An 11902-nucleotide genomic window follows, 5' to 3' on the forward strand; every position below is an offset into this window, starting at 1 on the left:
GGCGGCGCTTGTCTGCCCCGCGCTTGCCCATTTTGCGGGCTTATTTTGCCTTCATGCCAGCTTCCGCCGCTGACTTAGCCGATCTGCTTTCCCGCTGTGGCCGCCGCGAACCGGCGGCCCAGCGCCTGCTGTACGCCCGCTACGCCGGCCGGATGCTGGGCGTGGCGCGCCGCTACGTGCGCACCCAGGCCGAAGCCGAGGACATTCTGCAGGACGCGTTCGTGAAGATGTTCACCCATCTGGGCGAGTTCCGGGCGGAGGGCTCGTTTGAGGGCTGGATGCGGCGCATCGTCGTCACCACGGCCATCAACCACTGGCAGAGCCGGCAGCACCAGCGCCAGCACCTCGCCCTCGACGACGTGGCCGAGCCGCCCGCCGCCGAGGCCGACGCCCTCGACCGCCTGAGCGTGACCGAAGTGCTGGCCCTGATGGAGCAGTTGCCCGACGGCTGCCGGCTGGTGCTCAACCTCTACGCCGTGGACGGCTACACCCACGGCGAAATTGCCGAGCTGCTGGGCATTCAGGAGAGTACCTCCAAGGCCCAGCTTAGCAAAGCCCGCAAGCAACTCCACCTGCTGCACCAGCGGCAGATCAGCTATTTGAAATTATGATGGAGGAACCAGAAGAGAACTGGCTTGACCAGTCCCTGCGCAATAAATTCGAAGATTTCGAGCTCACCCCGGGCGCGCCGGTGTGGGCGGGCATTGAGCAGCGGATTCCGCCGGCGCCCCAGCTGCGCCCGCGCCGCCGGCTGCCGGTGCCCCTGCCGCTGCTGTTTGCCCTGGTAGGCTTGCTGGGCGGGGTGCTGGGCTGGCTGCTACCGCACCAGTCGCCCTGGGCCAGCACCAGGCCACGGGTTGAGTCGGCACCGCGCGGCGCCGGCCAGTCCGCGGCGCACCGTCAGGCCGCAAGCACCGCCGAGCCAGCGCCCCAGTCGGCCGCGACGCCGGCCGGCCGGACCGGTTACGCCGCCGCGTCTACCGTTACTTCCGCGGCAGCAGAGCGTCAGCAAGTAGCCGAAGAAGCTGCCTCCCAGCGAATCCGCTCAACCGTTACGGGTCGGCGCCGGTCGGCGGCGGCTGTGGTGGTCGTAGCGGGGCAGCCCGAGCGGACCACCCTGGCCCGGCAGTTGGCGGCCGATGCTGCGCCGTTGGATAGCCCGGCGTCCCAAGCCGTGCCGAACTCCATTGAGGCGGCCACCCCCGCAACCGCGGCCACCCCGGCAACCTCGGCAGCTACGGCCAGCCCGGCCGCCTCAATGGCCGCGGCTGGCTCGGTCGCCGCGCCGGCCGATTCCGTGCCGGCGGCTTTGCGCCCCTTGGTGGCGCTGGAGCGGCAGTCGATGACGCAGCTACCGGGCATCGGCACGCTGGCGCCGGGCCCCGCCACGGCCGGCAGCCGGACCGAACTCATTCGGACCCTGCGCGCTCAGCGCACCGAGCTGCTGCGCCTGCAGCGCCGCACCGACAGCACCCTGCTGGCCCTGGGCGCCGTTTCGCTGGCGGCTCCGCCCGTCGTGGCCGCCGCGCCCGACACCGCGCAGCTGCGGCCCCGCCTGCCGCTGCCCCTCACCCGCCGCTGGAGCCTGCTGCTCTCGACAGCCCCGGAACAAAACACTCTTTCGCTGCGCAGCCGCCCCGGCGACACCCTGAACTCGCTGCGCCGCACCCACGAAACTGGCCGCGGCGGCTTCAACGCCAGCCTGGTGGCCGAGTATCAGCTGAAGCCGCGCCTGAGCATCGGGGCCGGGGTGGGCTACAGCACCTACGGGGCCAACCTGCGCATCACCAACAAGGAAACCGACGTGCGCGTGACCTACGATACCACCACCACGCACACGACCACGGCCTACACGAGCACGCACCAGACGTACTCCATCCGCATCATTCAGATTCCGCAACTGTCGCCCGTGTTCAACGGCAACGGCCAGGTTATTCGCTACGACACCGTGTACGTGCCGCGCCAGGACACCGTGCGCACCACCACCCTGCAGCACGACACGGTGCGCACCACCACCAACACCATCACCCCGCTCATCAGCAAGCACGACGTGTTCAGCACGAAAGTGCTCAAGCCCACCTACCGCTTCTTCACCGTGCCCGTGCTGCTGCGCTACCGCCTCACCCTGGGCCCCGGCCGCTGGTGGGCCGATGTGGCCACGGGCGCCCAGCTGCAGTTTTTCCTGGGCGGCACGCAGGCTGTCACCGCCGATGGGCAGAACTTCTACAGCGAAAAAATCACGGTGCACAACGGGCCGTTCCGGGCGCTCAATCTGGCGTTGTCCGGCTCCCTGGCGCTGAATTATGCCCTCACCGAGCGCCTCAGCCTGAGCGTGGCGCCCAGCCTGCGCTGGCAGACGCTGTCGGTCTACAAGGCCAGCACCGGGCTGATTCAGCAGCCGGTGGCCACGGGCCTGCAGGTGGGGCTGCGGGTCAAGCTGTAATTATTTGCGCGACGCCGGCAGCCTTTTGCCCGCGGCGCCGGTCTGACAACCTGAAACCCGATATCCTCGCTGCGGCCCGGCCGGCGCAACCAGTGGTTACCGGTGACTTTTCATTCTTCGCACGCATCTCTTTTTACTCCAACATGACATCGAACTTATTACGAAATGCTTTGCTGCTGACCGTACTCGTACTGGGCGGGCACTTCCCCGGGTTTAGTCAGGCGTTTGAATGGGCCCAGCTGGCCCACAACCGGGGCAATCATTACGGCACCGACGCGGGCGCGGCCATCGACGGATCCGGCAATTCCTACGTGGCCTTTGCCTACAAAGACAGCGCCCGGGTGGGCGGCCGGCGCGTGCTGCGCACGGCCCCTTCCGTCGGCCTGAGCCGGGACCTTAACGTCATCAAGTACGACTCGACGGGCCGGCTGGCCTGGATAAAAGAGCTGGCCAACATCTACCTCCAAACGGGGAGCGGGCAGAGCATGCTGCAGGCCGGACCGCCCAACCTGGGCTTTTTCGTGACCGGCATCATGTACCCGGGCGCCACCTGGGGGGGCGTGGCCATTCCGGCCGCGGCCACCATCCCGGCGCAGCAGTTTCAGGGGTTTTATGGGCGCTGCGACGCCGCCGGCAACCTGCTGTGGACGCGCCCGCTGCCCAGCAACCCCAATTCTCCCATCCGGCTCGCCGTGGACCGGCAGGGCAACTGCTACGTGGCCGGCTTTGTAACCCGTTTTGGCAACAGCGGCACCGGTACGCTGGGCAGCCTGCCCATTGACACCACGGAGGTTTTTATGGTAGGCAACAACCTTGGCGGGAACGGCGAGTGGACCCAGCGCCTGCGCGCTACGCCCATGCCGCGCGTAACCACCCCCTACGCCCTGAACTTTCCGGCTGGCCTCGGCGAAGTCGGCCTCGGGCCGAGGGCGGACGGCGGCTGCCTGCTGTTCGGCTCCTTCAATCAGCAGCTGTACTTCGGCAGCGCCGGCAATCCGCCGGTACTGAACAGCAGCAAACCGCTGAACACGTTTGACCGGTTTATTGCCTCCGTCAGCCCGACCGGCACCCTGACCTGGATTCGGCCCGATGGCCAGGCCGGCTCGCAGCCCGTGCCGGTGGCCTCGGCCGTGGCGGCCGACGCAGTTGGCAACTACTACGTGGGCGGCAGCTGCGACGCGGGCAACAACGCCCGCAGCAACATCAGCGTGGCCAAGTATTCTGCCAGCGGCACCCTGCTGTGGGTGACCACGCAACCCCCGCAGCCGCCCCTGGCCGGCGGCGCTACCTACAACTTCAACTACGTTAACCGGCTCGTAGTCGACCAGAACCAGGAGGTGACCATCGTCGCGCAGCCCGACTACCGGCCCACCATGTCCGTGGCAACCTACGGCAATTTTGAGCTGCGCGACGAACAAAATATCATTCACCTTTCCCGAACCGGTGAGCCGAAGTGGCTGGCCGCCCCCCGCGACGCCAGCCGGTTCACCGTCATTACCTCGCCCTTTGTCAACGAACCGGTGGCGCTGGGCGTCAACGCGCGCGGCAACGTGTACTACGTATCGGCCCCCGGCAACTGGACCAGCAACCTGCTGCCCACCTACCTGCTGGGGCCGCTGACGCAGATGGGCGCCGGCGTGAGCGTGGCCTGCATCGGCACCCAGCACAACACCGTCCGCGGCCGCCTCTACCTCGATGCCAACGGCAACGGCGTGCGCGACACCGGCGAAGGCCCCTTCCCGCACAACATGGTGCTGGAGTCGCTGCAACCCACCCTCGCCCGGCTCGGCACGTTCGACACGGAAGGCTTCTACAACGTGTACGTGGGCACGGGCGCTTATTCCCTCTCCGTACCGGTGGCCCCGCTGCACTACACGCTCAGCCAGCCCGGCAACGGGGCGTACGCGGGCAGCTTTACGGGCTACGGCGGCGTCGATACGGCCCGGCACTTCGGCTACCGGCCCGTGGCCAACCAAACCGATGTCCGCGTCAGCCTAACCGCCTACGGTGCCGCCCGCCCGGGCTTCGTGACCCGCTACCGCGTAACGCTCGAAAACGTGGGCACCACCGTGGCCAGCGGCAGCGCCACCGCCACGCTCGACAGCCGGGCCGCCTACATCAGCAACACGGGCGGCGGCACGGTGAGCGGGCAAACCATTACGTGGAGCTACGCCAGCCTGGCCCCGTTCGGCAAGCGCGAGTTCGATGTGCTCTTCAGCCTGCCCGTCAACACGCCGCTGGGCACCCTGCTCTCCAGCGCGGCCGCGGCCCCGCTGGCCGCCGACGTGGTGCCCGCCGACAACACGGCCAGCCTGCCGCATACGGTTACCGGCTCCTTCGACCCCAACGACATTACCGTCAATTACTCGCGGCTCACGCCGGCGCAGGTAGCCGCCGGCCAGCCGCTCGATTACACCGTCCGGTTTCAGAACATGGGCACCGATACGGCCTTTACGGTGGTCGTGAAGGACACGCTCAACTTCAGCAAGCTCAACCTGAACACCCTGCAGCTGGTGGCCCAGTCGCACAACTGCATCTGGAGCCTGAGCGGCCAGGGCGAGCTGACGGTGCGTTTCCCCTTCATCGGCCTGCCCCACCGCGGCCAGGACGTGATTCGCTCCCAGGGCTTCGTGCGCTTCCGGGTGCAGCCGCGCACCACGCTGGCGGTGGGCGAGGTCATTCCGAACCACGCCTCGATTTTCTTCGACTACAACAGCCCGGTGCGTACCAACACGACTACCACCACCGTGGCGCTGGCCACCGCCGCCGTGGCCCAGCACCAGGCGCCGGCCTGGAGCGCCTACCCCAACCCCGCCGCCGACGCTATTACGGTTTCGGCCGAAGTGCCCACCGCCGGGGCCGTTGGGCTGGAGCTGCGGGATGCGCTGGGCCGCCCCGTGCGCCAACAAACCCTGCGGACCGCGGCCGGCAGCCTGCGCGAAACCCTGGACCTGCGCGGCCTGGCCGCCGGGTTGTACATCCTGCGCGTGACGCTGCCCGACGGCTCGGTCAGCAGCCGGCAGGTAGTGCGCGAGTAACTGACTACAGCGTTATAGATAGTGCGCAGATAATTAGTCATAGTATTACTTAACAGGCTGGGCGGCTCCGTGCAAGAGGCCGCCCAGCCTGTTTTTAAGGGTGAGTCGGCGGCGCTGCCCCGGCGGACGGGGCGAGTGGACTTAGGCCGCTGGGGCCTTGGGCTGCCCGAAAACTCGTAGCTGACACAGGCGGCAAAAGACTTTCCGGCCCGGCTCACGCAGCAAATTACCGCTAGCTTCGTCTCTTGGCTTATCTACCGCTTTTCCATTGCCCCGCATGACTCGTTCTGGCCTGCTCGCCGCGCCGCTCTTCGTCCTCAGCACCTTCTCCCTGTTTGCCCAGCAGCCCGCCGCGCCCGCGCTGCCCGTGCCGCGCAACCTGCAAGCCACCTATACCAAAGGCACCCGCAGCCCCGACGGCCAGCCCGGCCCCAACTACTGGCAGAACACGGCCGACTACGTTATCAAGGTCAACTTCGACCCCACGACGCGGCGCGTGGCGGGCACCGTCGACATCAAATACCAGAACAACAGCCCCGACGAGCTGCCGCGGCTGTTGCTGAAGCTCTACCCCAACCTGTACCAGAAGGGCGCCCAGCGCGCCGGGCACATGAACCCCGAGGACATCGGCGACGGGGTGAAGATCGAGCGGCTGACGGTGAACGGGCAGGCGGTGGACGCGGCCAAGTGGCGCGTGCAGGCCACCAATATGTCGGTGCCGCTGCCGCAGGCGCTGGCCTCGAAGCAGCACGCGCAGGTGTCCATTACGTATTCGTACACGCTCAACAAAGGCTCGCACATGCGCACCGGCGAGATTGAGCCGGGGGCCGATTTCGTGGCCTACTTCTTCCCGCGCGTGGCCGTGTACGACGACATCGACGGCTGGAACGAGTTTGCCTACAACGGCCAGCAGGAGTTCTACAACGACTTCTGCAACTTCTCCGCCGACGTGACCGTGCCCAAGGACTTCCTGGTGTGGGCCACCGGCGACCTGACCAACGCCGAGCAGGTGCTGACCAAAACTTACCTCAAGCGCCTGCGCGAAGCCGAGAAAAAGGACGGCTACACCACCATCATCAGCCGACAGGAGGCCGAGCGCCGCGGCATCACCGCCCCGAACGCGCAGAACACCTGGCACTTCGAGGCCCAGGACGTGACGGACTTTGCCTTCGCCACGTCGGATCATTACGTGTGGCAGGCCACCAGCCTGGTGGTCGACCCGAAAACCAAGCGCCGCACCCGGGTCGATGCCGTGTACAACCCCAAGCACCAGGACTACGAGGAAGTGGTGCAGTTTGGGCGCAAGACGGTGGAAGCCATGAGCTACACCTTCCCCCGGTGGCCCTTCCCCTACCCGCACATCACCGTGTTCGACGGCCTCGACCAGATGGAGTACCCGATGATGGTGAACGACAACCCGGTGGAAACCCGTGCCGACGCCATTACGCTGACCGACCACGAAATCTTCCACACCATGTTTCCCTTCTACATGGGCACCAACGAAACCAAGTACGGCTGGATGGACGAGGGCTGGGCCACCATCGGTGAGTGGCTGATTTCCAGCATCATCGACCCCAAGCTGGATGATGACTACGGTATTGCGCCCTACGCCGGTCTGGCCGCCACTGAAGTCGACGTGCCCATCACCACGCTCAGCACCCAGCAAACCGACCGGGCCTTCTTCCTGAACTCTTACCCCAAGCCCGGCCTGGGCTACCTCTACGTGAAGGACATGCTCGGCGACGAGCTGTTCACCAAGGCCCTACACCACTACATCCAGACCTGGCACGGCAAGCACCCCATGCCCTTCGACTTCTTCAACAGCATGAACGCCGGCTCCGGCCGCAACCTGAACTGGTTCTGGCAGCGCTGGTTTTTCGACGTCGGCTACCCCGACCTCAGCATCCAAAGCGTCAGCAAGCAGGGCGCCGGCCACGACATCGTAGTAGAAGCCAAAGGCACGAAACCCGTCCCCGTCGACCTCACTGTCACCTTCACCGACGGCTCGACCCAGCAGGCCCACCGCTCGGTGGCCGTCTGGGAAACCGGCGCCCGCAGCGTCACGGTGACGATTCCCGGCGATAAACCGGTGAAGCAGGTGAAGCTGGGCAGCACCCTGGTACCGGACAGCTACCCGCAGGACAACGTGTGGACGGGGAAGTAAGCTGTTATCCTTTGTTCGCGCTTCGGGCCAGATTTACGAATACCAAAGCCAGCGGTAAAAAGCTGAACAGGGCCGCTAAGCCACCAAGCTCTGAAGCCAAGCCCTGACCAAGCCAAATTGGTAGTGCGGCCAGTACCAAAGCCAGAACGATGGATTTTGAGGAAGCCCCCGCTCTGGTCAGCAGGTAACAAGGCAATAGAACTATCAATAGTAATGGCAGTAGCAGCAGAATAAAGCCGGCTAAGGCAATAGGGGTGTTTTCGGATAGCAATAAGGCTAGCAGCATCGCCGGACCTGGTTAAGCAGAACATAATAGAACTACGACGTCAGTCGCCTTTTACGAAGATCCACTGCACGAAGTGTTGATAATAAACCTTTTCTGATCATCAATCAAATGTAAAAGATAAGAGAGGAATTTGCGCTGACCAGTCCTACTTGCTTCCCTTATAGCCTACCTTTGCCCGCAAGTGATGCGCCGCCCCACCGCTGCGCCCGCAAGGGCGGAGAGGAAAGTCCGGGCAACGCAGAGCACCCTGCTTCCTAACGGGAAGGACGGCGGCTGGGAACGGCCGCCGGACAGCCAGTGCCACAGAAAACTACCGCCGGGCGGTGGAATGGTGATTGGTGAACTAGTGAGTCAATCGTCCAACGACACTCACCATTTCACAATTTCACCACCTCACCATCCGGTAAGGGTGAAAAGGTGCGGTAAGAGCGCACCAGCGGGCGGGTGACCGTCCGGCTGGGTAAACCTCAGGGGTTGAAAGGCCAAATAGGCCGGCATGCCAGGCTTCGGCTTGGCAACGGGCGGCTCGTCCGGTCGGCGGGTAGGCTGATGGAGCCCGCGCGCGAGTTCGGGCCTAGATAAATGGTGGGGCCGCTGCCGCAAGGGGGCGGACAGAACCCGGCTTACAGGCGCATCACTGCGTATCAGGAACCGGCCGTCGTTGCATCAGCAGCGGCGGCCGGTTTTTGCTTGTAGCGCGAGCCGCAGGTCAGCGAAGCTAACTTCCAGTTCGCGTATCGCTGCTTGCCGCCCGAACGCCGACTGTTCAACGATACGTGAGCCGAAAGTTCGCGCTACAGCTCACTCCGCCCTTTTCCTTACTTTCACCCCCGACTGACCTACCCCGTTTTCCATGCCCCGCATCCTCATCATCGACGACGAAAAAGCCATTCGCCACACGCTCAAGGAAATCCTGGAGTTTGAAAGCTACACCGTCGACCAGGCCGAAGACGGGCCCGCCGGCCTCGACATGCTCATCAAGGACAAGTACGACGTGGTGCTCTGCGACGTGAAAATGCCCAAGATGGACGGCCTCGAAGTGCTGGAGCGCGCCCAGAAAATTGCCCCCGACACGGCTTTCATCATGGTTTCGGCCCACGGCAACATCGAAATGGCCGTCGACGCCACCAAGAAGGGCGCCTTCGACTTCATCCCGAAGCCGCCCGACCTGAACCGCCTGCTCGTGACGGTGCGCAACGCCCTGGACCGCACCAAGCTGGTGACGGAAACCAAGACGCTGAAGAAGAAGATTGCCAAAAGCTCGGAAATGGTGGGCTCCTCGGCCGCCCTGAGCGCCGTGCGCACTGCCATTGAGAAAGTCGCCCCCACCGATGCCCGCGTGCTCATCACCGGCCCCAACGGCGCCGGCAAGGAAATGGTGGCCCGGCAGATTCACGAGCTGAGCAACCGCGCCAACGGGCCGCTGGTGGAGGTCAACTGCGCCGCCATTCCCTCCGAGCTGATTGAGTCGGAGCTGTTCGGGCACGAGAAAGGCTCGTTCACTTCGGCCGTCAAGCAGCGCATCGGCAAATTCGAGCAGGCCGACGGCGGTACGCTGTTCCTCGACGAAATCGGCGACATGAGCCTTTCGGCCCAGGCCAAGGTGCTGCGCGCCCTGCAGGAAAACAAGATTACCCGCGTGGGCGGCGAAAAGGAAATCAGCGTGAACGTGCGCGTGGTGGCCGCCACCAACAAGAACCTTCTGCAGGAAATTGCCGACCGCAACTTCCGCGAAGACCTCTACCACCGCCTCTCGGTCATCCTCATCCAGGTGCCCGCCCTGAACGACCGCCGCGACGATATTCCGGCTCTGGTGGAGAAGTTCCTGGCCGACATCGGCAACGACTACGGCACCAAGCCCAAAAAGATGAGCCCCGAAGGCATGACCTACCTGCAAAGCCTCGACTGGCGCGGCAACATCCGCGAGCTGCGCAACGTGGTGGAGCGCCTCGTCATTATGGGCGGCGACCCGATAACCGAGGACGACGCGAAGAGCTACGCCGGGAAGTAGCAGGCCAACGGTAGCCCTGGCAGTCATTGCGAGCGAAGCGCGGCAATCGTTCCTCTAGCAGCACCGCCGAAGCAATACCTACAAACCGAAAACGGCACCGCCCGAAACTGATAGCTGCAGTTTCGGGCGGTGCCGTTTTCAGTTCAGCTATTTTCGGTTTCTGCCAGCTAAACCGTTGTGCCGCGGGAGGAACGATTGCCGCGCTTCGCTCGCAATGACTGCGGGGTGAACCGCTGCCCTTACGCCAGCTGGCTGCACCCGCGGATATCGGAGTTATCGAGCCGGCCGAGCACCTCGAAGGAGCCGTCGGGGTGGCGGCGGCCCAGGTCGCGGGTTTCCAGGAAGGCGCAGCTGTCCACGTTGGCCAGATCGACCACGTTGAGGGCCCCGGCGGCCCGCTCGAAGCTGGCGCTGAACGGGTCGGTGGGCTCGCGCAGCAGGATTTGCAGGGCTGGCGGGGCCCAGAAGCGGCCGTGGCCCGGGCTGTAGGCCTGCGAGAGCAGCTCCGTCATGCCGTACTCGGAGTGGATGACCGTTTGCCCGAAGCCGGCGGCCAGCTCGGCGTGCAGCTCCTCGCGGATCATTTCGCGGCGGCGGCCCTTCATGCCACCGGTTTCCAGCACCGCATCGGGTAGCGCCAGGGCTGGGTGGTCGGGGTACGCGGCCAGCAGGTCCAGCAGGGCGTAGGTCACCCCGATGAGCATGAGCTTCCGCTTGGGCTGCACCTGCTTTGCCTGCTGTATGGCGGCCAGCAGCGCGGCGTGGTCACGCAGGAAAAAGACCTCTTGCTGCGGCTGCCCCGAGGCCCGCACGAAATGCTCCACCATGTCGACCAGCGACGACTCGCCCTGCTCCAGGTACGAGGGCAGCAGGGCCAGAAACGTCCAGCCCGGGAGCGGCCCGTACTGCTGCTCGAAAATGCGCTGGGCGTGCTGGTGGTAGAGCTGCGGGTTGCGCACGAGGTGGCGGCTGCGCTGCTGCAGGGTGGTGCCGCTGCTGCGAAACACCTGCGCGGGCGCCCACGCCTCGCCCGGCTCCAGGGTGACGACGTCCTGGGTTTTGAAAAACTCGATGGGCAGAAACGGCACGTCGGTCAGGCGCTGCACCTGCTCAGGGCGGCAGCCCAGCGCCTGCAGCCACTGGCGGTACGGGGCGCAGTGCTCGGCCTGGTGGCGGAACAGGCGCAGGGCCAGGGCTTCGGCCGTGGCGGGCGTCACCTGGGGCAGCTCAGACAAGTAATCGGCGCGGAAACTCATTGCTGGAAAACCGGGTTTGGAAAGAGCATAACAAATGCGGCCCTTGCGCGTTCAGAGGATATTAATGCGTACTTTTTGCCGTCGGATGTTGCCCACGCCCGCTTTGCCAGTTCCTATGCTACGCACACGTTTACTTTCGAGCTTGCTCACCGCCGCCACGGCCTTGGCCGTCGGAGCCTGCGAGTCGGCGCCAACCTACCCCGACGAGCCGTCGATTGAGTTCAAGAACATCCGGGCCGAGCGCGACACCCCGGCCAACGGCGGCACGCCCAGCAACCGGATTTTCATTACAATCGGCTACAAAGATGGCAACGGCGACCTGGGACTTTCGGCCGCCGACAAGGACACCCCGCCGTTCAACAGCTCGACTAGCGACTACCGGTTTAACTACCACGTGAAGCTGTACTGGTACAACACTAATTACCTGCGGTTCGAGGAGTACGTTTACCCCAACCCCGCCCTGACTTACAACGGTACCTTTGCCCGCATGCTGGAGGAAACCGCCAAGCCACAGCCTATCCGCGGCGACCTCACCTACGAACCGGGCAAGGGTGACGGCTTTCCCATCAACTACCCCGAATTTCGGCCCGGCAACCGCGTCAAATTCGATATCTATATCTACGACCGCGCCTTGCACAAAAGCAACGTCATCACCACCGAGGAGCTGGTGCTGCCCTAGCCAGCTGCTTCCCGCGAACTTAAAC

At 64.8% G+C, this 11902-nt stretch carries 8 protein-coding genes and 1 other RNA gene; 7 read left to right on the top strand and 2 right to left on the bottom strand.

The window, feature by feature from the left end; translation table 11 throughout:
• Positions 1 to 53: 53 nt before the first annotated feature.
• The 4 genes from FDY95_RS02670 (at position 54) to FDY95_RS02685 (ending at position 7645) form a co-directional block, all read left to right on the top strand.
• Positions 54 to 611 (top strand): RNA polymerase sigma factor, encoded by a 558-nt coding sequence (locus FDY95_RS02670; protein ID WP_171025493.1) that lies wholly within the window; start codon positions 54 to 56, stop codon positions 609 to 611.
• Positions 608 to 2443: a porin family protein gene (locus tag FDY95_RS02675; RefSeq protein ID WP_138075163.1), complete on the top strand. Its 1836-nt coding sequence runs from the start codon at positions 608 to 610 to the stop codon at positions 2441 to 2443. Before FDY95_RS02670 ends, FDY95_RS02675 begins: the two co-directional genes overlap by 4 nt.
• 170 nt (positions 2444 to 2613) lie before the next feature.
• Entirely contained in the window at positions 2614 to 5481 is a 2868-nt protein-coding gene (locus FDY95_RS02680) for a T9SS type A sorting domain-containing protein (protein ID WP_138075164.1), read from the top strand.
• A 277-nt stretch (positions 5482 to 5758) separates the two neighbouring features.
• Entirely contained in the window at positions 5759 to 7645 is a 1887-nt protein-coding gene (locus FDY95_RS02685; RefSeq protein WP_138075165.1) for a M1 family metallopeptidase, read from the top strand.
• A 4-nt stretch (positions 7646 to 7649) separates the two neighbouring features.
• Here the strand turns inward: FDY95_RS02685 and FDY95_RS02690 are convergent, their stop codons facing one another.
• Positions 7650 to 7931, bottom strand: coding sequence for a hypothetical protein (locus tag FDY95_RS02690; RefSeq protein WP_138075166.1), 282 nt, complete (start codon positions 7929 to 7931; stop codon positions 7650 to 7652).
• Positions 7932 to 8112: 181 nt separating this feature from the next.
• Between FDY95_RS02690 and rnpB the strand changes: the two genes are divergently transcribed.
• Positions 8113 to 8573: RNase P RNA component class A (gene rnpB, locus FDY95_RS02695), an RNA gene on the top strand.
• Between the two features lie 211 nt (positions 8574 to 8784).
• A complete protein-coding gene (locus FDY95_RS02700) occupies positions 8785 to 9942 on the top strand; it encodes a sigma-54-dependent transcriptional regulator (RefSeq protein ID WP_138075167.1) in 1158 nt (385 codons plus the stop codon).
• A 239-nt stretch (positions 9943 to 10181) separates the two neighbouring features.
• On the opposite strand, the gene FDY95_RS02705 is transcribed toward FDY95_RS02700, so the two are convergent.
• Positions 10182 to 11198 carry an acyl-CoA synthetase family protein gene (locus FDY95_RS02705; RefSeq protein WP_138075168.1) on the bottom strand — a complete coding sequence of 339 codons (1017 nt, stop codon included), beginning with the start codon at positions 11196 to 11198 and terminating at the stop codon, positions 10182 to 10184.
• A gap of 115 nt (positions 11199 to 11313) precedes the next feature.
• On the opposite strand from FDY95_RS02705, the gene FDY95_RS02710 reads away from it, so the two are divergent.
• The gene (locus FDY95_RS02710; protein ID WP_138075169.1) at positions 11314 to 11877 is read left to right on the top strand and encodes a hypothetical protein; all 564 of its coding nucleotides are present in this window, start codon (positions 11314 to 11316) and stop codon (positions 11875 to 11877) included.
• Positions 11878 to 11902: the final 25 nt, after the last annotated feature.

The organism is Hymenobacter jeollabukensis (assembly GCF_005771675.1).
Taxonomy (GTDB): domain Bacteria; phylum Bacteroidota; class Bacteroidia; order Cytophagales; family Hymenobacteraceae; genus Solirubrum; species Solirubrum jeollabukense.